Origin of the sequence: Brevundimonas sp. (assembly GCF_003248455.1) — a bacterium.
Taxonomy (GTDB): domain Bacteria; phylum Pseudomonadota; class Alphaproteobacteria; order Caulobacterales; family Caulobacteraceae; genus Brevundimonas.
The window spans coordinates 95,415-116,833 of sequence record NZ_QFNM01000022.1; the positions used below are offsets into that span (position 1 = coordinate 95,415).

18 protein-coding genes and 1 pseudogene are annotated in these 21,419 nt (G+C 64.9%); 11 read left to right on the forward strand and 8 right to left on the reverse strand.

The features are described from left to right. The first annotated feature begins 102 nt into the window (after positions 1-102). A pseudogene (locus DI624_RS09860) lies at positions 103-4,363 on the forward strand (strawberry notch-like NTP hydrolase domain-containing protein). A 5-nt stretch (positions 4,364-4,368) separates the two neighbouring features. On the opposite strand, the gene DI624_RS09865 reads toward DI624_RS09860, so the two are convergent. Next, complete coding sequence (locus tag DI624_RS09865; RefSeq protein WP_035305778.1) at positions 4,369-4,800, reverse strand: type II toxin-antitoxin system VapC family toxin; 432 nt, start codon at positions 4,798-4,800, stop codon at positions 4,369-4,371. Then, positions 4,797-5,405, reverse strand: a complete 609-nt coding sequence (locus DI624_RS09870) for a DUF433 domain-containing protein (protein ID WP_291537800.1) — start codon at positions 5,403-5,405, stop codon at positions 4,797-4,799. Before DI624_RS09870 ends, DI624_RS09865 begins: the two co-directional genes overlap by 4 nt. 347 nt (positions 5,406-5,752) lie before the next feature. On the opposite strand from DI624_RS09870, the gene DI624_RS09875 reads away from it, so the two are divergent. Both DI624_RS09875 and DI624_RS09880 read left to right on the forward strand, forming a co-directional pair. Beyond that, a complete protein-coding gene (locus tag DI624_RS09875) occupies positions 5,753-7,087 on the forward strand; it encodes a site-specific integrase (protein WP_191554966.1) in 1,335 nt (444 codons plus the stop codon). A gap of 148 nt (positions 7,088-7,235) precedes the next feature. Continuing rightward, positions 7,236-8,576 (forward strand): hypothetical protein, encoded by a 1,341-nt coding sequence (locus DI624_RS09880; RefSeq protein WP_291537807.1) that lies wholly within the window; start codon positions 7,236-7,238, stop codon positions 8,574-8,576. Between the two features lie 29 nt (positions 8,577-8,605). Here DI624_RS09880 and DI624_RS09885 read toward each other — a convergent pair whose 3' ends face one another. The 5 genes from DI624_RS09885 to DI624_RS09905 all read right to left on the reverse strand — a co-directional run bounded on the left by DI624_RS09885 (position 8,606) and on the right by DI624_RS09905 (position 14,386). Continuing rightward, complete coding sequence (locus DI624_RS09885; protein WP_191554968.1) at positions 8,606-9,541, reverse strand: hypothetical protein; 936 nt, start codon at positions 9,539-9,541, stop codon at positions 8,606-8,608. 127 nt (positions 9,542-9,668) lie between these two features. Next, entirely contained in the window at positions 9,669-11,105 is a 1,437-nt protein-coding gene (locus DI624_RS09890) for an aldehyde dehydrogenase family protein (protein ID WP_191554969.1), read from the reverse strand. Positions 11,106-11,136: 31 nt separating this feature from the next. Further along, positions 11,137-12,783: an acetolactate synthase large subunit gene (locus DI624_RS09895; protein WP_191554970.1), complete on the reverse strand. Its 1,647-nt coding sequence runs from the start codon at positions 12,781-12,783 to the stop codon at positions 11,137-11,139. A gap of 569 nt (positions 12,784-13,352) precedes the next feature. Continuing rightward, positions 13,353-14,018 (reverse strand): SDR family oxidoreductase, encoded by a 666-nt coding sequence (locus DI624_RS09900; RefSeq protein WP_224761173.1) that lies wholly within the window; start codon positions 14,016-14,018, stop codon positions 13,353-13,355. Next, entirely contained in the window at positions 13,910-14,386 is a 477-nt protein-coding gene (locus tag DI624_RS09905) for a hypothetical protein (RefSeq protein WP_291537832.1), read from the reverse strand. The genes DI624_RS09900 and DI624_RS09905 overlap by 109 nt, the downstream gene beginning before the upstream one ends. Positions 14,387-14,724: 338 nt before the next feature. Between DI624_RS09905 and DI624_RS09910 the strand changes: the two genes are divergently transcribed. Next, on the forward strand, positions 14,725-15,357 hold the full coding sequence (locus DI624_RS09910) for a hydrolase (RefSeq protein WP_191554971.1): 633 nt from the start codon (positions 14,725-14,727) through the stop codon (positions 15,355-15,357). A 609-nt stretch (positions 15,358-15,966) separates the two neighbouring features. Here the strand turns inward: DI624_RS09910 and DI624_RS09915 are convergent. Beyond that, on the reverse strand, positions 15,967-16,374 hold the full coding sequence (locus tag DI624_RS09915) for a nuclease (RefSeq protein ID WP_191554972.1): 408 nt from the start codon (positions 16,372-16,374) through the stop codon (positions 15,967-15,969). A gap of 110 nt (positions 16,375-16,484) precedes the next feature. Here DI624_RS09915 and DI624_RS09920 point away from each other — a divergent pair, with 110 nt between their 5' ends. From DI624_RS09920 to DI624_RS09950, 7 genes are all read left to right on the forward strand, one after another. Then, complete coding sequence (locus DI624_RS09920; protein WP_291537816.1) at positions 16,485-17,111, forward strand: RadC family protein; 627 nt, start codon at positions 16,485-16,487, stop codon at positions 17,109-17,111. Between the two features lie 116 nt (positions 17,112-17,227). Continuing rightward, positions 17,228-18,481 carry a site-specific integrase gene (locus tag DI624_RS09925; protein WP_191554974.1) on the forward strand — a complete coding sequence of 418 codons (1,254 nt, stop codon included), beginning with the start codon at positions 17,228-17,230 and terminating at the stop codon, positions 18,479-18,481. Then, on the forward strand, positions 18,478-18,897 hold the full coding sequence (locus DI624_RS09930) for a thermonuclease family protein (protein WP_030538435.1): 420 nt from the start codon (positions 18,478-18,480) through the stop codon (positions 18,895-18,897). Before DI624_RS09925 ends, DI624_RS09930 begins: the two co-directional genes overlap by 4 nt. Before the next feature lie 43 nt (positions 18,898-18,940). Then, positions 18,941-19,306, forward strand: a complete 366-nt coding sequence (locus DI624_RS09935; protein WP_191554975.1) for a type II toxin-antitoxin system RelE/ParE family toxin — start codon at positions 18,941-18,943, stop codon at positions 19,304-19,306. Positions 19,307-19,310: 4 nt separating this feature from the next. Continuing rightward, positions 19,311-19,679, forward strand: a complete 369-nt coding sequence (locus DI624_RS09940; RefSeq protein ID WP_030538437.1) for an XRE family transcriptional regulator — start codon at positions 19,311-19,313, stop codon at positions 19,677-19,679. 8 nt (positions 19,680-19,687) lie between these two features. Further along, the gene (locus tag DI624_RS09945) at positions 19,688-20,623 is read left to right on the forward strand and encodes a hypothetical protein (protein WP_191554976.1); all 936 of its coding nucleotides are present in this window, start codon (positions 19,688-19,690) and stop codon (positions 20,621-20,623) included. Next, complete coding sequence (locus DI624_RS09950; RefSeq protein ID WP_291537821.1) at positions 20,620-21,069, forward strand: hypothetical protein; 450 nt, start codon at positions 20,620-20,622, stop codon at positions 21,067-21,069. The genes DI624_RS09945 and DI624_RS09950 overlap by 4 nt, the downstream gene beginning before the upstream one ends. Positions 21,070-21,419 lie beyond the last annotated feature (350 nt).

Here is a 21,419-nt window from a genome sequence, read left to right on the forward strand (position 1 = left end):
GCGCCGACGCGACTGCCGGGGAGACGAAGGAAGGGCGGGGCGAAGCGAGCCTGGAGGACCGAGAGGGAGGAGCCTTCCGCTCCAGGCGACCGGAGGCTTCCCATGTCCACGACCCGCAACCTCTCGCTGTTCGCCGACCTCGCCGTCGGGAATCTCCCCGCCAACATCCTGGCCGCCGCCCGTGCATTGGCCATCCATCTGGCCCGCTCGCGCCCGCTGGATCGACGCCTCGTGGCCGACGTCATGACCACCGCGTTCGGGGCGTCCGACGCCGAGGGCGGCTGGACCTGGCGTGACGCCTATGACGCTATCGAGGCCGCGACGGTGCTTCAGATACGCCGCCTCGCGCCGCAGATCGCCCGGCTCGAGGACGCCCCGGCCGAGATCGCCGCTCTGCTCGCGGGGGTCTCAGCGCTTGGCCTCACCCACAGCCGGCGCAGCGAGGAACAGGTCGCGCTGGATCAGTTCTCCACCCCGCCCCAACTCGGTGCCCTCGCGGTGCTGGCCGCGCAGGTTCGACCGAAGGACCGTGTCCTGGAGCCGTCGGCGGGGACCGGATTGCTGGCCGTGGTGGCCGAGGCGTGCGGGGCGAGCCTGACGTTGAACGAGCTTGCGCCCACGCGCGCCGCGCTCCTCGACGGACTGTTCGCCAAGGCGACGCGCCGACGGCATGACGGCCGCCATCTACCCGACCTCCTCGAGGACGCCGGGGCGTTCGATGTCGTGGTCTGCAACCCGCCATTTTCGGATCTTCAGGCCCATCTGATCGCGTCGCTCAAGGTTCTGGCGGATGGCGGCCGGATGGCGGCGATCGTGCCCCTCACCGCCCTTGCCGATACCGATCTGAGGCGGGTGCTAGAAGGCCACGGCGTCATGGTGGCCGCAGTGGCGTTTCCCGCGCGTGCTTTCGCCAAACACGGCACCTCGGTCGAGACCGGCCTGCTGGTCATGGATCGCGGCGGGACAGCCGTCTGGGACGGCTTTCTTCACCAGCCCGAAGATCTGGAGGCGACCGCCCGGATTCTTGCAAGCCTTCCGGATCGCGGCACCGCCCGTCCGCGCGTGCGGTTGACGTTGGACGCCGCCGCCTTCCTCGCGCCGCGCGAGCGCGGTCTCGCCCTTCCCGCAGGCCGACTGGCCTTCCTGGCTGGAGCAACACCCCTGGCCTATGAGGCGCGGCCCTGGGCTGGAGAGGGCCGGGACGTCGGCCTCTATCAGGCGCATGCCCTGGCGCGGATCGTCCTGCCTGATCCCCGGCCGCATCCTTCGCCTCTGGTCGAGTCTGGCCCGATGGCCTCCGTCGCGCCGCCCGCGCCGACCTACCGGCCGGTGTTGCCGCCGGGCGTGCTAAACCAGGGCCGGATCTCCGACGCCCAGACGGAGGGTGATCTACGCCGGCGAGGCCCATGCGGCCTTCCTGCCCGGCCGGTTCCGCCTCGGCGAGACGGCCCATGAGGTGGCGCTCGTTCGCGATGATGCTGAGGACGGCGTTTCGTTCCGACGCGGATTCTTCCTTGGCGACGGCACCGGCTGCGGCAAGGGGCGTCAGATCGCCGCCATCGTCGCCGACAACATGAGCCAGGGGCGCGCACGCGCGGTCTGGCTTTCGCGCAATGACGCCCTGCTGGAGGACGCCCGGCGCGACTGGGGCGCCATCGGCGGCGGCGCCCACGACATCGTGCCGCTGTCGAGCTGGAAGCAGGGCGAAGGCGTCAGGCTCGATCGCGGCATCCTGTTCACCACCTACGCGACCCTTCGCCAGCCGGCGCGGGGTTCCCGCCAGTCCCGCCTCGACCAGATCGTCGCCTGGCTCGGCGAGGACTTCGACGGGGTCATCGCCTTTGACGAGGCCCACGCCATGGCCAACGCTGCCGGGGGCGGCAAAGGGGCACGCGGGACGAAGAAGGCCTCGCTTCAGGGCATGGCCGGGCTGGCGCTGCAGAACCGGCTGCCGGAGGCCCGCATCCTCTACGTCTCGGCGACCGGCGCCACCACCGCCGAGAACCTCGCCTATGCCGCCCGGCTTGGCCTTTGGGGCGGGCCGGAGGCGCCCTTCATGACCCGCGCCGACTTCCTCGACGCCATGGATCGCGGCGGGGTTGCGGCGATGGAGCTTGTGGCGCGCGAGCTCAAAGCGCTCGGGCTTTATGTGGCGCGATCGCTGTCGTTCGAGGGCGTCGAGTACGAACCCTTGGTCCATCCGTTGACGCCGGACGACATCGCCATCTGGGACCAGTGGGCTGATGCCTTCCAGCTGATCCACGCCAACCTCGCCGACGCGCTCAAAGCCACCGGCCTGAACGACGAGGACGGCAAGGCCAGGAGTCCGCAGGCCGTCTCGGTCGTCCATTCCGCCTTCGAAGGCGCCAAGTTGCGGTTCTTCGGTCACCTGCTGGCGGGCCTCAAGGCTCCGAGCCTGGTCGCCTCTATCCGCGACGATCTGGGCTCGGAGCGCTCGGCCGTGGTGCAGATCGTCTCGACCAATGAGGCGGTGATGGAGCGGCGTCTATCGTCCATCCCGCCCGAGGAGTGGAACAACCTCTCGATCGACCTGACCCCGCGCGAATACGTTCTCGACTATCTGCGCGAGGCCTTCCCCGTCCATCTGATGGAGGCGATCGAGGACGACGACGGCAATGTCATTATGGTCCCGGTCATGGATGAGGGGCGGCCCGCGGTCAGCCAGGAAGCGCTCGTCCTGCGGGCGGCCCTGATCGAGAAGATGGCCTGTCTGCCCGCCGTGCCCGGCGTGCTCGACGCCCTGCTGGAGGCGTTCGGCACGGACGCCGTCGCCGAGATCACGGGCCGGTCGCGCCGGGTGGTGGTGAGGGACGGTCGTCGCGTCGTGGAGCGGCGGGGCGCCTCCGCGGCTCGCGCCGAGACCGACGCTTTCATGTCGGGCCGCAAGCGGGTGCTGATCTTCTCGGACGCTGGCGGAACGGGCCGCAGCTACCATGCCGACCTGTCGGCTCCGAACCAGCAGCGGCGGGTCCACTATCTGGTCGAACCGGGCTGGCGGGCCGACGCCGCCATCCAGGGCCTTGGCCGCTCCCACCGGACGCATCAGGCATCCGCGCCCCTGTTCCGGCCCGTCACCACCGACATCCAGGGCGAGAAGCGGTTCACCTCGACGATCGCGCGCCGGCTGGACTCTCTGGGCGCGCTTACGCGCGGCGAACGGCGCACCGCCGGAGCCGGCCTGTTCCGCGCCGAGGACAATCTGGAGAGCCCTTGGGCGCGCCGGGCATTGCTGGTCTTCTACGGCGCGCTGGCCTTCGGGGAGCTGGACTCGATGACGCTCGAGACCTTCGTGGCCAAGACGAGCTTGAAGCTGCTCGACGACGACGGCGGCCTCAAACCCTCCGACGACCTGCCACCGATACACACGTTTCTGAGCCGGCTGCTGGCGCTGCGCATCGCCGACCAGAACGCCTTGTTCGCGGACTTCGACCGCATCCTGTCCGGCATCCTCGATCGAGCCGCCGCCTCCGGGGAACTGGACCGCGGGCTGGAGGACATCGAGGCCGAGGAACTGGAGGTCACGGATCAGGAAGTGATCCGGACCGATGTCTCGACCGGCGCCGAGACGGCTCTGGTGACCTTCTCGCTCAAGGTAAGGCGCGAGATCCTCGTCGCCGACGCCGCCCTGACTTGGGCGAAGGATGTCGCCCACCAGCTGGTCGTCAACGAGAAGTCGGGCCGCGCCGCGATTGCGGAACTCGGCTTGACCACCTCGACGAACGAGAACCGCCTGATCACCGCCGTGCGGCTGGTTCGGCCCGACGATCGCCAGACGATGGCCGAGAAGACGTTCGAGGAGTCGGCGTGGAGGCCGGCGGAGGTCTCGACCTGGCGGCGGGTCTGGGACGAAGAGGCCGCCGGGACCGACCCTTGGCGGACACGCGAACTGACGCTTGCCACGGGATTGCTGTTGCCGATTTGGGGCCGGTTGCCGGCGCGGGGTTGCTCGGTTCGCCGGGTCCGGGCGCCGGACGGACGCCGCTGGCTGGGGCGGGTTCTGGACCAGGTTCAGGCTCGAACTCTGAAGACGAGCCTGGGTCTGACCGACGTCGCCGAGGTTTGGGCGGACGGCGCGATAACCGCCGCCACGATCCTCGACCGCAACGTCCAGCTATCGCTGGAGGGCGGGCTGTGGCTGAAGCGGTCCCGCGTTATGGACCGCTGGCGCATCGAGGTGGTGGGAGGCCGGACGGATCGCGACGCCCTGGTCGCCTCGGGCTGTTTCGTGGAGATCATCGCCTACACGGCTCGGGTCTTCGTCCCGGTTGAGCGGCCGACCGTGTTGGAGGTGGTGCTGCGCCGCCATCCGGTTCAGACCGTCCTCGACGGGCAGGCCGCCTGAGCGGGTCAGACCGGCGTCGCCTTCGGCGGGGACCGGGACGGGTTCAGAAGGGGGACGCCGCGACCCGTCACATCCTTGATATTGGCGGTGACGAGCGTCAGACCGTGGACCAGCGCGGTCGCGGCCAGGGCGGTATCCTCCTCGTCGCCGTCGCGCTCGGCCAGCATCCGGCCCCAGACGGCGGCCACGGCTTCGTCGATGGGCAGGATGCGGCCCGCATAGGCGGCGATGACCGCGTCCACGCCCTGTGTGATCGCCGCGGCGGCAGGATGGTCAGCGGCTGTCGCCCGCTCCGCTCCGTATCGCAACTCGCGGACAGTCATGGCGCTGATGCAGAGCTCGTGGTCATCGACCGACCGGAGCCAGGCCAGGATGTTGGCGGACGGTTTGGGCTTGCTGCTCTGGCTGACGACGTTGGTGTCAAGCAGATAGATCATCCCCTCGGCCGCATGAACGGCTCGAGCCCGCCAAGGTCGGCTCCCTGCATCGCGCGCTTCGCCGACGTCGCCGGGTAAGGGCGACCGGATTTGGGATGGGCGCGCGCATAAGCGGTCGCCGCCTTGATCTTGGCGAGCGACAGCGACGGGTAGTCCTCGAGGATCTCCTCATCGGTGGCTCCGCCTGCCGAGAGCGCCGCCAGGCGATGGACCTCGATGTCGGTGCCTCTTACGACGGGAGCGCCGTGTTTGATCTCGATGGCGCGATCCACGGCCTCCAGCGCCTTCAGGCGTTGCGCGACATTTGTCCGATGCCGCTTCAACTGCACGATGAGCGGCCCGACAGAGACGCTGGCGGACTGCGCGGGCTCCTTGGCCACGGCGACGTAGAGGTCGTCGAGCGCGGACGGCGTCAGGGTGTGGCGATAGGTGGCCACCATGTCGAGATAGACGAGATCGGTCAGGCCGACGCATCGCACGGCGCGCTTGGCCGGACCTGAGGCCTCTGGCTTGAGCGGTCGGCGGTTGACGTCGCGTTTGATCGCGTCGAGCGGTTGATCAAGGACGAACGCCGCTTCGGGCAGAGTCCACTGGGGATCGGACATCGAACAAGCCTCCTAATATGATCCAATATAGGATCACATTGTGGGTTCGGCAATGTCGGTGAGACCCAGGATCGCGTGCGCGACCGAACACCGTCCAAAGGAGCGGAGGAAGGGAGTTTCCGGGTGAAGCGGGATTGGGGAGATCGGCTCCCCGACGGCTTCGGATATCCAGGAGACTGACATTAGGATAATGTTCCTATTTCATGCCTTTTCAGGTCATCTCATTCTGTTCCAACTTACGGAAAAGATTGTAGAAATCCTGTTTTCCGGTACGATGTGCAAATCGCGGAAACAGGTAGCAAATCGCACTTTCTGCTACCCATACGCTACCTTTTTTGGGCCGTTCGATGCCGAAACTGACGAAGAAACTGATTGAAAACCTAGAACCCGCAGCCGCCGAGTTCTGCGTGTGGGACACCCAGGTCACAGGCTTTGGAGTTCGCGTCAGGCCCGGAGGCGGACGCAGCTATGTCCTCTTTTATCGACTGGGAGGCCGGTTCCGGAAGCTCACCCTTGGCAAGGCCGACGGAGGGTATGGTCTTGATGAGGCGCGTGACCGGGCGATCGAGAAACTTCAGGACGTGAGGGACGGGGTCGATCCCCAAGCCCAGAAGGTCGCCGACAGGAACGCGCTGACCGTGGAAGCGCTGACCGACCTCTATCTCGAGCAGGGACCCGCGCTGAAGCCGAATAAGAAGGACTCAAGCTGGGAGACGAACCGCATCATGTTCGATTGCCACATCAAGCCGCTGCTCGGCCGGCATCTCGCCCGCGACGTCACCGCGATGGATGTGTCGCGGATGCAGTTCGACATCTCTCAGGGCAAGACGGCCAGAAACGTCATGCTTGGACACCGTCGTCGGTCGAAGGTGAGGGGCGGCAAGCGCGTGGCCGCGATGGCGGTGATCACGCTCGGGGCGGTCTACGAGTTCGCGATTAAGGCCGAGTATCTCCAGAAGAACCCGACCAAAGGCGTCGAAAGGTTCAAAACGATCCGAAAGGAGCGATACCTATCCGAGCGGGAAATTGCCGCGCTCGCCGAGGCCTTGGCGGAGTTTGAGCGCGAGGACGAGCGCTACGCCGTCATGGCCGACTCGGTGCGCCTGCTGATGCTGACCGGGTGCCGCAAATCGGAAATCCTGACGCTGCAATGGGACTTCGTCGACTGGTCCAAGGGCTGCCTGCGCCTCCCCGAGTCAAAGACTGGGGCCAAGGTCGTGCCGCTGGCCGACGATGCGATCGCGGTGCTCCGGCGTCGTTGGGACGAGACCCGAGCTCCCGAGGCGTCGAGGGGCCACAACTCGGGGGACACGACGCCGGCGCTTGGCACGGGATCGCCCTGGGTGCTGCCCGCCCTGAAGGGAGACGGCCACTTCGTCGGCCTCCCCAATCTGTGGACCAAGGTCAAGGCAAGAGCGGATGCGATCCTGCATCGGCGGATCCACGACCTGGGCGGCGACCTTCGCGAAGTCCGGTCATTAACGACCGTCCGACTCCATGACCTCCGGCACAGTTTCGCGAGCTTCGCCATCGCGGATGGCGCGTCACTGTTCCTCGTCGGAAAGGTTCTCGGCCATAAGCAGGCGAGGACGACCGAGATCTACGCGCACCTGAGCGATGATCCGCTGAAGCTTGTGGCGAACAAGACGGCAGCGAGACTGAGCCAGGCCATGAGGTTCTAGCCGCTGCTCTATCATTGCCGCTTAAGCACCCTCCCTTACAGCTCCCAGCCGACAGTTAGACGGTCGCGGCCCGGAGGCAACAGGCCACTCACCCTCCGCCAACGAGAGGCCTCTTGCCCCGCCACAGCTTTAACGTTGATGGTGGGCTATGCCTTTCCCCGACCCAAACTGGATCGCGCCGCGCACGGGCCACGATTGGCGTGACGAAGACGTGCGCGCCGCGGTCGATTGGCTGAAAGGCTTCGTGCCGGTCAGTGAAATGGAGGGCCGGCTTGAGGTCCAGCGCGCTCACCTTGCGTCGGCGCTCGAAGCTTGGAAGCGAGGCCAACACGCCGATCCCTTTGATCCATCCGACGCCGCGGCGTGGTGGATCGTCCAGGGCGAGGCCTTCGCCGCCAACCGCGAGAGCTTCGTGCCGGACGCCATGGTTCGGTCTGTTCCCTACCTGAAGCGCCTCGGCCTGGAGTTGGGGCGATTGCGGGCGATACCGGGTGCCGAGGACCGGGCCGCGCGCCTGATGACGGGCGATCGGCGCCAGCCCGAGCCCGGCATTTATGAACTGCTGGTCGCCCTAGCCTGGAACAGGCATGGCTGGGACACCCGGTTCGTACAAGAAATCCGTGGCGGACCGCCGACCCCGGACTTGCATGCCTCCCGGGGCACTCGTCGCTGGGCCATCGAATGCAAGCGCCTCATGCCATCGGCCTACGCCATCAAAGAGCGTCAGCTTGGCTTGGCGCTCGCTGCGCCCGTCCATCGCCTGAGGGAGCGCCTGGACACGTCCTTCATCCTGACAATCGACTTCAAGGTCGAACTTCAGGACGTCCCGCCCGACTATCTCGTAAACCGGGTGGAGACGGCCCTTCGCGAAAAGCGGGCAGTCTGGTCCGATCAGGTCTCGGACGGTGCGATCGCCGCGCCGACCTGGCATCTGGCGCGCCGGGTCATGGCCCATGACGACGTGTTCTACGGGTCGAGCCGGATGATCGAACTGGTCTCCGGCAACTACGATCACGAAGCCGACCACAACTTCTCGGCCCGGTGGCGCCCGGCGAAGAAGCGGCCAATCTACGCCCATACCATCTACCGTGTGAGCGTTGTGACCTGGACAAGTTCCTCGCCCGCCGCCATCCGGCACAAGGCCAAGCACTTCCGGCAGGTGGTTGCGAAGGCCGAGCGGCAGCTGCCGGCCGACCGGCCTGGTGTCGTCCACGTCGGCGTCGAGACCATGGGCGGACGCGACGTGAACACCGTCAGGCACGTTCGAAACATGGTAGAGGCCCACCAGTTCACGCCCGACAATCCGCGCTTCCGCTGGGTATACGCCAACTACTTGCGCCCTGAACTGACCACGGATCGAAATGAGACCTGGGCGCTGACGGAGTCGATGGCGCCCTACCGTATCGGCCGGCACGCGACGCCGTGGCCGCTTCCGGATCATCTCTTAGTAAGCGAGGAGGCCGAGTCGAGTCCTGGTCTTCGGTTCTGACCGGGGATGCGGATCGTATGAGCGCGCACCTAGGTCGATGTTTTCTTCGTTCCTGGTTTCAAGGCAAAGGTTCCGGCAACCACGCCCGCAGCAATGGTCGCGCTAGAAGTTGTGTCCAGATGGAGCATCGCCTCGCACGCCTTTAAAGTACCTAGCGCGGGGAGGGCGGATGCCGCGAGCGGGGGGAGCCCATTGACGAAGAGTTCTCCAGTTTCCTTTCCAAGACGAAATACGCCTTGGAAAAGCTCACTAACCGCAGCCCATTGGGTTTCAAAAGGGCGTCCTGCGCGGGCCAAACGCAGCAGGTCGCCGAGTTCCCGATGGAGCCTGTGGAGAGCGTCGATCTCCTCCCACAGAAGCGGTTGAGATGCGTTTGAGGCTCCCGGAATGCTCCGATCACGGATCAGCCGTTCCAGACCTTCAAGAGCAATCGGCGCTAGCCGGACCACTCGTTGCGCTCGCGCTGTAAGCGGCATGTCAAAGTTATCGAACGGCTCATCCTCTGAGGAAGAAGGAGTTGGCTCGATCGCTACAGGAAGACTGCCTGGGAGGGGTGCAAATGGCGTGTCTTTGGGTTTGTCGGGCCAAAAGGTGCGAGCGTAGTTTGTTGATCTCGGGCGAAAAACGAGCTCCATGTATTCGCCGAGGGGTTCAAATGCCTCATGCACGTGGGCGATCTGCTCATCAATCGAAAGGCCAGTTCTGGCCAGATATCGCGTGAGCGCCGGCAGGTCCGCGCTGTCTTCGACGAAGTCTGGCACAAGGTCGGACATACCGGTGTCGCGCGTAAAATGACGCCGGAGAAATGCGTAGGCGGGCTCGAGATTGACGCTTGGTTCGAGCAACGCGGTTTCGATAAGGTCCGTAAAAGCGAGCAGAAGATCCCAGTGGTCCTCAGGCATGTCTTCGACAGCCAACGTAAACCGCCCCATGTTCCGTCCTCGTATGGTGATGCGCTCCACCATACTTCGGAGTCGCAAGAGCGAGCTTATCCGAAGAGGCCGCCAGCCACGATCCGATCATCCAGTCGTCGGCCAAAGCGTCTCTGCCCCTGGCTTCCGGACTTCAACGCCGGATGTGGAGCGATGGCGACTACCCGTGCCTTCTGATCACCAGGTTGCGGATTTCGGTCATGTCTTCCATGGCGAACTTGACCCCCTCGCGTCCCAGCCCTGAATCCTTGACCCCGCCATACGGCATGTTGTCCACGCGATAGCTGGGAACGTCGCCGATGAGCACGCCGCCGACCTCCAGCACCTCCCAGGCCCGCATCGCCTTGTGGATGTCGCGAGTGAAGATACCGGCCTGCAGGCCGAACCGGCTGTCGTTGACCTCTTCCAGCGCAACCTCGAAATCGGAGAAACGGGACAGGATCGCGACCGGCCCGAACGCCTCCTCGTCGCGGATCTTCAGGCCCCGACCTACGCCCTCCAGCAGCGTCGCTTCCAACATCGCGCCCTGACGGCCGCCGCCGCACAGTAGGGTCGCGCCCGCAGCGGTAGCCTCGGCGATCCAGCTCTCAAGCCGGCGCGCCTCCCCCTCGTCAATCATGGGGCCGATGAAGACGTTCTCGTCCAGAGGATCGCCAGAGACGAGCGCGCGGACCTTGGTGACCAGCATGTCCCGCAAGGCCTCGTAGATGTCCTCGTGGATCAGGATGCGCTGCACGCCGATGCACGACTGCCCCGACTGGTAAAAGGCCCCGAAGATGATCCGGTCCGTGGCGTCCGCCAGATCGGTATCGCGATCGACGATCACCGCAGCATTGCCGCCGAGCTCCAGCACCACCTTCTTCTTGCCGGATCTGGCCTTGAGGGCCCAGCCCACCTCGGGCGAGCCCGTGAACGAAAGCAGCTTCAACCGGTCGTCGGTGGTGAATAGATCCGCGCCGTCGCGGGTCGCCGGCAGGATGGAGAAAGCGCCTTTGGGAAGGTCGGTCTCGGCCAGCACCTCGCCGATGATCAAGGCGCCCAGCGGCGTCCTCGACGCAGGTTTCATCACGAAGGGGCAGCCGACGGCCAGCGCCGGGGCGATCTTGTGCGCCGCAAGGTTCAGAGGGAAGTTGAACGGTGAGATGAAGGAGCAGGGGCCGATCGGAACGCGCTTCCACATGCCTTGATATCCTTTGGCGCGGGCGGAGATGTCCAGCGGCTGGACCTCGCCGGTCATGCGCACGGATTCCTCGGCCGCGATGCGGAAGGTGTCGATCAGTCGGCTGACCTCGCCGCGCGAGTCCCGGATCGGCTTACCGGCCTCGATGCACAGGGCATAGGCCAGTTCGTCCGCCCGTTCCTGGAACCGAGTCACGCAATGGGCGAGGACCGCCTGGCGTTCGTAGGCCGCCATCTCGGCCATCGGACGCGTGGCCTGAACCGCCGCGCCGATGGCCTTGTCGATCGTCGCCGCGTCGGCCAGGGCGACCCTTGTCGCCACCTCGCCGGAGTATTTGTTGGTGACCTCGAGGTCCTGGTTCGGGCTCAGCGCCTCATTGGCCAGGTAGAGCGGATAGGACGTCTTCAGGGAGGGCAAAGGATCGCTCCGGCATAGGCTGGCGGTTGACCTAGAGCGCGGCGCTCAGGTCACGAATGTCAGTGTTCAGAATACGGTCGTTGTCGGCATAGTCGACCGGAACCTCCACCAGATGGACGCCCGGCGTATCGAGGCAGGCCCGCAAGAGGTCTGGCAGGCCTTCCGCGCTGGTCGCGCGGTGCCCGTGTGCTCCGTAGGACTCGGCGTATTTGACGAAGTCCGGATTGCCGTAGGTCAGACCCCAGTCGGCAAAACCCATATGCGCCTGTTTCCAGCGGATCATGCCGTAACTGTTGTCGTTGAGAACCAGAACGACCAGGTTGAGCCCCAGCCTGACGGCGGTTTCCATCTCCTGGCTGTTCATCATGAAGCCGCCGTCGCCGCAGACGGCCATGACCTTTCGCCCCGGGCAGATCATGGCCGACGCCATCGCCGAGGGCAGGCCGGCGCCCATGGTGGCCAGCGCGTTGTCCACCAGCATGGTGTTGGGCATGTAGGCCGGGTAGTTCCGGGTGAACCAGATTTTGTAGACGCCGTTGTCGAGGCAGACGATGCCGTCGTCCGGCATCACCTGCCGGATCTGGTCGACCAGGTATTGCGGATAGACCGGATAGCGCGTGTCACCCACCGAGGCGGCGGAATGCGCGATCTCGGCGCGCCGGAACCGCTCCATGTCCGCGAATGTCCAGTCGGCCTGCGGGTCAAGGGCTTCCTTCAGCTGCCAGATGGCGTTGGCTATGTCGCCGACCACCTCGATCTGGGGGAAATAGACAGGATCCACCTCGGCTGTGCGGAAGCCGATGTGGATCACGTCGCAACCCTCGGCAGTCATGAAGAAGGGCGGCTTCTCGATGACATCATGGCCGACATTGATGATGACGTCCGCCGCATCGACGACGCGATGAACGAAGTCGCCTGACGAAAGAGCGGCGCAGCCGAGATATTTCGGATTGCGCTCGTCGATGACGCCTTTGCCCAGTTGGGTGGTGATGAAGGGGATGCCGGTTTTCTCGACGAACTCGGTAAGCATCCGGCTGGTCATCTTGCGGTTGGCGCCCGCCCCGACGATCAGAAGCGGGGATTTGGCCCGCGCAATCCGGTCGGCCGCGATCTGGATCGACTTGGGGTCTGGAATGGGACGGCGCACCTGGCTCGCGGGGATCGGGCCGTTGTCGGTCTGTTCGCGGGCGACGTCTTCGGGCAGCTCCAGATGCGTCGCGCCGGGCTTTTCCTCCTGGGCCAGGCGCACGGCCTCGCGCACCCGGGCGGGGATGTTGTCGGCCGAGGCCAGTTGATGCGTGTATTTGGTGATCGGCCGCATCATGTCGACCACATCCAGAATCTGGAATCGTCCCTGTTTGGAGGACTTGATCGGCTTCTGGCCGGTGATCATCATCATTGGCATGCCGCCCAGCTGCGCATAGGCGGCCGTGGTGACGAGATTGGTCGCGCCTGGACCCAGCGTCGCCAGGCAGACGCCGACCTTGCCCGTGTGCCGGCCATAGGTCGCCGCCATGAATCCTGCGCCCTGTTCGTGGCGCGTGAGGATCAGCCGGATCTGTTTTGATCGGGACAGGCTGTCCAGAAGGTCGAGATTCTCCTCGCCCGGCACGCCGAATACGTATTCGACACCCTCCTGTTCGAGGCATGCGACGAACAGATCAGACGCCTTGGTCATGGAAACTCCGGGGTCAGGTGACGATCAACTCCCGGACTGGGGGGCCGGGCGTAGGTGGATCAACGATGGGGCGGTCAACCGACGCGCGATTGATCCTGTAGCTGGCGAACGGTGGCGCGGTCGCCCTGAAGCTCGACCGACTGCTGGCCGATCAGGTGGTTATACCGTCTCGAAAGTAGCGAGATAGGCGCTGAAGTGTGGACCGGCGTAGAAAAGGGATCCCGTTAGCTGTGTGGTCGGCGTCAATAAGGACCCCTGATCCCTGAAGCCTAACGGTGGCGGCTTGGCGGATAGCGCGCGCCGTTTGCTGAATGATCGGATCACGCTTCGCGGCCTGCTCGGTTGGCCGCAGAAAGCCACAGCCTTGCTTGCTGCTCCAAAGCAGACGTCGTGAAGCGCCGTTCTCAGTCCTTGAGGCATGGAGCGACCGGTAGGGATTCGATCCCAGAACCCGCGAGCCTTCCAACGCCAGATCGACGTTATAAACCGCTGCTCTGCGCCGCTACCGACGGCGTCGCCCGTGTCAACGCCCGCATCGGCAATGCGCCGATGCGGGCGTCTTTGACAGGCTAGGCGTTCGCGCCGCCGTCGACCGTTATAACCGTGCCGTTGATCATGCTGGCCGCCGGGCTGGCCAGGAAGGCGACGGCGTCGGCGATTTCGCGCGGGTCCGCATAGCGTCCCACGGACGACAGACCGCGCTGAAAATCGGCGCCTTCGCCGTCAGCCGGATTGGCCTCGGTATCGGTCGATCCTGGCGAGACGAGGTTCACGGTGACGCCGAGCGGACCAAGCTCCCGCGAAAGGCCGCGCGTGAAGGACAGTAGAGCCGATTTCGTCATGGCGTAGGCCGTCACCCCAGGGAAGGGGACCCGATCACCCAAGGCGGAGCCGATCGAGATGATCCGCCCGCCCTGACCGAGGTGCGGGATCGCGGCCTTGGAAAAGGCGACGGGTCCGCGAACATTCACGTCCATCAGGGTCTGGAATTGAGCGAGGTCCAGATCCGCGACGGGACCGGCTAGTCCGATGGCCGCGCTATTGACCAGGATGTCCAAGCCGCCGAGCGCATTGACCGTCTCAGCTACGGCGCTCTCGATGGCGTCGGTGTCGGCGCTGTCGGCCTTCACGGCGAGGCCGCGGCGCCCGACCTTCTGGATCGCAGCGACGACGCTGTCCGCGCGCTGCGGGGAGTTTTGGTAGGTGATGGCGACGTCCGCGCCGCGCTCGGCCAAGGCCTGAGCAATCGCAGCGCCAATAGCGGCATATAGCCCGGGGCCAGGACGACGGCGATGAAGCCGATATCGGTGGCGCTCACGGCCACGAGGTTGATCCACCAGCCCCGTGAACTGTTCCGCCAGTTCAGGACCACCGCGGCTACGATCGCTATCAGGGCGAAGCAGAGCAGGTTCCAGGCGTTCTGCAGAACTCGCGCGCGTTCCATGCCGTCCGCCATCTGCTGTCCGAGACTGTAGACCTTCCACGCCGCCTGAACGTGGAGCAGGCCCCAGATCACGTAGGCGACCGCGCCCGCCTTCGCCAGCCAGGCGGCGGCCGGGGCTGAGGAGGGGGGCGGGGCGGAGCGGGGGCGCTGAAGCGTCATGACGGTCTCTGGTCTCGTGTTGTCGCGCCGAAGCCTTCTTGGCGACCGGTGCTCGGGCGATGTCCGCACGGCGCCGCCGTGTCAGGTTTCCGCTCGTGACGGGGTTGCCAGGGGCGGGCCCCCGGGAAGGTCTAGCCCGTCGGCTGACCAGCGGCGGCGCCGGACTGGAGAACACTGAGTTCTCCCGGTCCAGGCGGACGGCGACAGGCGAGGGGGCTACCTTGACCCCATCGTCGCCTTGGCCGGGCTTCCCCCCAATCCCCCGACCCGGCCGGGCGTCGTCAGCCTGCGTGCTTGCGCGCAGGCGCATCCCGATCTCAACGCCAGGAGTATCTGTAATGGCTAGCGAACCCATCCGTGATCCGAAAACCGATCACCTCCTCACGCCGCAAAACTGCGCTTTTCTTCTGATCGACTATCAGCCGATCCAGGTCAGCTCGATCCGGTCCATCGGCCAGGAGGAACTGCTCTTCAACATCGTCCACACCGTCAAGGCGGTCGTGAATTACAACGTCCCGGTCATCCACTCGTCGGTGAACGTGGCGACGGGCCTCAACAAAGCGCCGATTCAACCCCTCATGGACCTGCTGCCTGACACGCCGGTCATCGACCGCACGACGGTGAATGCGTGGGAAGATGTGGAATTCAAGCAAGCCGTCCTCGCCACGGGCCGCAAGAAGCTGATCATGACCGCGCTGTGGACCGAGGTCTGCCTTGCCTTCCCCGCACTCGACGCACTGCGCGAAGGGTTCGACGTCTACGTCGTGGCCGACGCGATCGGCGGCACCTCCGTGGCGGCGCATGAGCTCGGGCTGCGCCGCGTCGAGCAGGCCGGCGGCAAGCTCATCAGCAAAACTCAGCTGTGGTGCGAGCTCCAGCGCGACTGGTCCCGCAAGGATACGGTCCCGGGCTTCATGGACGTGTTCGAGAGTTGGGACGGGTTCAACCCCGAAAAGAACGCCCACGTCTAAGAGTTCTACCGCTCCCGCGCCCTTCCGAGGGCGCGGGCGCGACGCCTTGGTCTCTCTTCCCGCCGGTCGGCGAGAAGAGAGGTGGGCGCGCATGCAGGCCGTCATCAGGACCTTCACCTGCAGGATGTCGCCATGGACGACGATCGGATTGCGGCAATATTCTTCACACGGGTGTTCCCATCTCCACGTGGTTGGGGGCCGAACCCAACGGCGCGACCGTGAAATGCGCCGAACATGTTTTCACAAAATCCGGGACGGTCGGTTCTACGAGCAGAACTTCCTGCTCGACGGAGCGGCGATACACAGGCAGCTCGTGGTGAACTTGGCGCTGTACAGTCGGTCGCCCGGGCCGACCGGCCAGCGTCGAACCTGAGTTATGGCTGAGCGCCTTGAGCGCCAGTCGGCAAGGTAGAATCGACGCTTCAGACGATGTTGAGGAGTGGCTCGGGCGCCGCGATCTAGCCCTGCGATGATAGTCGCTTGGCTGGAGTTGCAATGGTTTTCGTGACGTCGGAAAGGCCGGTCACCCGCCCGGTTGTCAGCTATAGGGGGCCGGTCGGACTCGATCCTGGAGGATCGCGCCTAGGCCGAGCGAACGCGCCGTCGGTCCTAGTTGCCGCCTTCGCGGCCGCCGGCTTCCCGCAGCAGGTCGCCAATCCCTCGCCCGTTCAGGCGACAGGCGGCGACGACGCGAAGGTAGACGACGACCCGGCCGCTTCTGCCCCTGACCGCGACGCAGGTTAGCCTGCGCCCCCGCACCAGACTGGCCAGACGATCCCGGGCGCCGCGACCGGCCGGGCTGTTGAGTTCCGGGGCGTCAAAGTCCGACAGCCGCACCTCGATCCAGGTCGCCGGGTCCGCCGTGGAGCCAAGGCACAGGCCGTCGCCGTCCCCGACATAGCGGACCACCCCGGAGAAGGTTTCGCCGGCCCGGTCAGGCAGGCGGCCCTCGCACGGGTCGGCGCGGGCAGCGGCGGGGGTGAGGAGGAGGCCGGCGACAACGAGGAGCCATTTCATGGGCACAGGGTGAAGCGTGTCCGCCGCTTCGCCAAGACGCCGTCGATCGAAAGGGAAAGCGAGGGCGGCGGCGGGCGCTCCGATCAGGGAGCGCAGACCAGGAGGTCGCCATGAGATCGCTTCCCGACCGCGCGCCGGCATATCCGGCCCTTGCGGCTACACCCTCCTTCGCTGCCGAGCCGTCAACTCTCTCAAGTCTGGACGACCTGGCCCTGCTCGGCCTGCTGCTTGGGCGATGCCTGTCGGCGCCTATGGTCGGCGCCACCGCTGAGGCCCTCGTCGATCGGTTCGGGTCGCTCGGCGATATCGCCGCCGCCGAGGTCGCCGAACTCGGCCGGCTGCCCGGGATGGGTCCGGCGGCCATTCTGGATCTCAAGCTGTTGCGCGAACTGAGCGTGCGGCTGTCGCGGACCACGGCGTGCGCCCGCCCGGTCCTGTCATCCTGGAACGCGCTCACAGCCTATGCCCGGACGACCCTGGCCCATCTGCCCCGGGAACAGTTCCGAACCCTCTTTCTCGACCGCCGCAATCACCTCTTGCGCGACGAACTGGTCGCCGACGGCACGGTGGACCACGCGCCCGTCTATCCGCGGGAAATCATCCGGCGGGCGCTCGAACTGTCCGCCTCGTCCCTGATCCTGGTGCACAACCACCCCACTCGCTCAAATCGATCACGTTGGATCACGCACAAGCATGCTGAATCACTAGGAAATTCGCGAATTTTTAGCCTTGCGTAGTGGGGGCGGTTTTGTCAAATTGGGGGCGGTTTAAGGGGTAGGAAACGGCATTCCGCTCCCAGCAAGCGATCCCCTTTCTCCTTGACCGATCCCAGTTGCGGGACAGGAGAAACGTGATGCCAAGCCTGACCGATACCGCGATCCGACATGCGTTGAAGCGTGTCGAAGCGAGCCAGAAACAAGAAAACCTCGCCGATGGCGAAGGGCGCGGGACCGGGCGGCTCGTCCTCGTCCTGAAGCCGATGCCCAAACGCGTGACCGCCGACTGGATGGCGCAGCAATGGCGTGACGGCAAGCGCTCCAAGAAGAAGATCGGCGCCTACCCTTCCATGTCCCTCGCCGAGGCGCGCGAAATCTACAAGCGCGACTATGCCGACGTTATCCAGAAGGGCCGAAGCATCAGGATCGCGACGGACACCCGTCCCGGCACCGTCGCCGACCTTTTCGAAGGCTATGTCGCGTCGCTCAAAGCCGCAGGCAAGCCGTCATGGAAGGAGACGGAGAAGGGCCTGAACAAGATCGCCGACACGCTTGGCCGCAATCGTCTCGCCCGCGAGATCGATCCCGAAGAGATCGTCGAAGTCATCCGACCAATCTACGACCGAGGCGCGCGCGCGATGGCCGACCATGTCCGTGGCTATCTCCACGCGGCCTATGGCTGGGGCATGAAGTCCGACAACGACTATCGGAACACTTCGCCGCGCCGCTTTCGAATTCCCTTCAATCCGGCCACGGACATTCCGACCGAACCTAAGGTCCAGGGCACGCGCTGGCTCGACGAGGACGAGTTCGTCCGGCTCTATCGCTGGCTGGAAAGCCCCGACACGCCCATCCACCCGCCCTACACCCGCGCCGTCCGACTTCTCATGCTGACCGGCCAGCGGGTCCAGGAAATCGCTCGCCTCCATATCGACCAATGGGATGCCAAGGAGCGGATCATTGACTGGTCGAAGACCAAGAACCTTCAGCCGCATGCCGTCCCCGTGCCGTCGCTAGCCGCCGAGTTGCTCCAATCCATCAACGTGAACGAATATGGCTGGTTCTTCCCCTCAGCGACGGACCCGTCGAAGCCGGTCAGCCATGGCACGCTTTACTCGTTCATGTGGCGCCAGCGCGATCGCGGTGTGATCCCCTACGTGACGAACCGCGATCTCCGTCGCACCTTCAAGACGCTCGCCGGCAAGGCCGGTGTCTCCAAGGAAATCCGCGACCGTCTCCAGAACCACGCGCTTCAGGACGTCAGCTCCAAGAACTACGACCGCTGGAACTACATGCCCGAGAAGCGCGCCGGCATGGCGAAGTGGGACAAGTTCGTTCGCGCGATGCTGGCGAAGAAGAAAGGCACCGGCGCCTTGAAGAAGGCAGCGTGAGCGGTCGGCTTTTCGTGTTGGCCGCCGCGACCGCGACGTTCTGCTACGCCGCGCCCGCCCACGCAGATCCGTGCGAAGGCCCTCTCCCGTCGCGGGCCGGCGTCCAGTTTTCGGGACTCGTCCGATACGTGGGGGACGGCGACGGCCTCTGTGTCGGGCGAACGGCGGATCCCAATGAGTGGATTGAAGTCCGCCTCGCCGATTTCAACGCCCCGGAGCTGCACGCTCCCGGCGGTCCCACAGCGAAGGCGGTGCTCGAACGCCTGGTTCTCCAACGTGAGGTCGTATGCACCTCCGAGCGCGGTCGCGGCGGTCATGTCCGCTCCTTTGATCGCGTTATCGCGCGATGCCGCATCGGTGCAGCCAGTCTTGGCGACCTGCTGCGCCAGGCCGGCGTAGCTGAGGGCGGCAACTGATGCGATCCAACTCGCCATTGACTCCACATAGCTTGGAGGCTATATGACTTGGAACGTCAGACTGCATGATGCCTTCGAGGCGGAGTTTCTGGCTTTCGAGCGCGAGGTCCAGACCGAATTGCTGGCGGTCGCGAAGCTGCTAGGCGAATACGGCCCGCAGCTCAGTCGGCCGTATGCTGACACGCTCAAAGGCTCGAAACACGCCAACATGAAGGAGATGCGTTTCTCGGCCGCCGATGGCGAATGGCGTGCTGCCTTCGCCTTTGATCCCGAACGGAAGGCCATCCTTCTCGTCGCGGGCGACAAATCGGGCGGCAGCCAGAAGCGCTTCTATAAGCAGCTTATTGCAAAGGCGGACAGCCGGTTTTCCGCACATCTGGAAAACCTGAAATCCGCAAAGAAGGACTGATCCGATGGGCCGGAGCCTGGACGAAATCATCGCTTCCCTACCCCGCGACCAGCAGGAGCAGATCGAGGCGCGCTACGAAGAGATGAAGCAGGAGGTCGAGGGCCTCCGCGAGCTGCGGCAGATCGCCGGCAAAGCTCAGGCCGACATCGCGACGGCGCTGAACATCAAGCAGCCCTCGGTCTCGAAGATTGAGAAGCAGGCGGACATGTATCTCTCGACGCTTCGCAGTTATGTCGAGGCGATAGGCGGAAAGCTGGAACTAACCGTGAAGCTGCCGGCTCGTCCGGCATTCACGATCCACCATCTCGGTGATGTCGCCGCGCCAGCCGGCAAGCCCACCGTCGCTCGGCGCAAGGTCGTTGGCTTGCGGTAGAAGCTCCGATGACGCACTTGTTTGATGTCAATGGAGAGAATCTCGACCGCGGCTTCGTGAACCTCAGGGCGGCGGAATCCCGCCACGAGCAGCAGCTTCACGAGCTGATCGAATCGCTGTGGGCGACCTATGAGCCTTATGCTGATCCGGACTTCCGCCAAGGCTTCGCGCGCGACGTCGATGGCCGGTTCTGGGAAATGTATCTTGGCTGCACGCTGCTCGAAGCGGGCCGAGCGCTGCTGCCTGTCGTTGAGCGTCAGCGCGCCGGCGGTCAGCCGGATCTGTGCGTCGTCGAAGAGGGACGGCGCATCTGGATCGAAGCGATCACGCCCGACGAGGGCGACCCCGGTCCCGATCAGATTGTGCGACCTGTCCCAATGAATGAAGGTGGTGGTCTTTCCGCCGCGCCGATCCGACAGGCGCAATTGCGCACGACGAGCGCGTTCTGGACGAAGGCGCAGCAGATCGCACGCTACCTTGCTCAGGGCGTTATCGGCCCTGACGACGTGCGGATCATCGCCATCAGCGCAAGCCGCTTCGGTGTGTATGTCGCCGAAAGGCCCCTGCCGCTCATCATGACCTCGCTGTTCCCGATCGGCGATGCCTTCATCACGATCGATCGAGAGACCGGTAATGTTGTCGAGGAAGGATTCCATTCAGCGCCCTTCATCGACCGCGAACGCGAGCCCATACCGCGGACCGCATTTCTTGACGAACGGTTCGCCGACATCTCCGGCGTTCTCTGGTCGCGCGTCGGGCTCGGCAACCTTTCGCGCCAAGGCAGACCACTCACCTACGTCCACAATCCCCTCGCACAGGTCCCGCTTCCGACGAACTGGGGCGTCTGGGATCGCGAGTTTGTCACCACGCCCCAGGGAGAGGCATGGGAGTCGACCGACATTCTCGCGCCCGAGCCATTGGCGGAAGCGTCGGCCGAGCAATGACGACGCTGATCGACGTCTGGAACCTCGACACCTTCGACGCAGCCTTGATGGGCGAGTTGCGCGATCAGCAGCAGCTCCTCATCGACTATTTCGCGACAGATCGGACAAACTACCTGGAGCGTGAAGCCTCGGACCATAGGGGTCCGATACCGTCCAACCCTCATGCCAGCGCCTATTATCGCTTCGCCGAGGACTTGATGGCAGTCACGCAGACCCGAACGATCCGGGCCTGGCATCATACGCGGATGACCGACCGCGAGGTCGAGACCGCCACGAGCAACGGGCTTTACATCGCCTGTTGCCTCGCAGGCCTCGGCATGATCCAGATCCCAGCCTATGACGTGAAACAGCATCTTGAGGCGGGAGAATTGGTCGAGGTGATGCCCACCGCCAGCACCTTTCACACCGGCTGCAGGTATTTGCCGATTGGCTTGAGACGCTGCTGAAGGACAAGCTCTTATGAAGAGCAAAAGCCACCCGGGATCCGAAAGGCCTGCGCTCAAGCGGTCCGGATGACCGAAGCGTCCTCGCCGATCATGCGTTAGAGGCAGTTTTTGCAGACGTCAGGATTACCGATCGGGCCAGACGCGACTGGCAAAGATCATGGTGAGGCCGAGCGCAGCGATCCTGATGAATTGCACGTTCATCTTCACAAAGGCCAACGACTGACCGGCGGGTTCCTAACCCCAGCTCCCGGCCGCCAGCCATTTGAGCGCGGACAGGCTTGGCATGAACAGATATTCGCCGCCCTTCATGACATTGAAAGTCTGCACACCGTCGATGCGCTTGCGCGCCG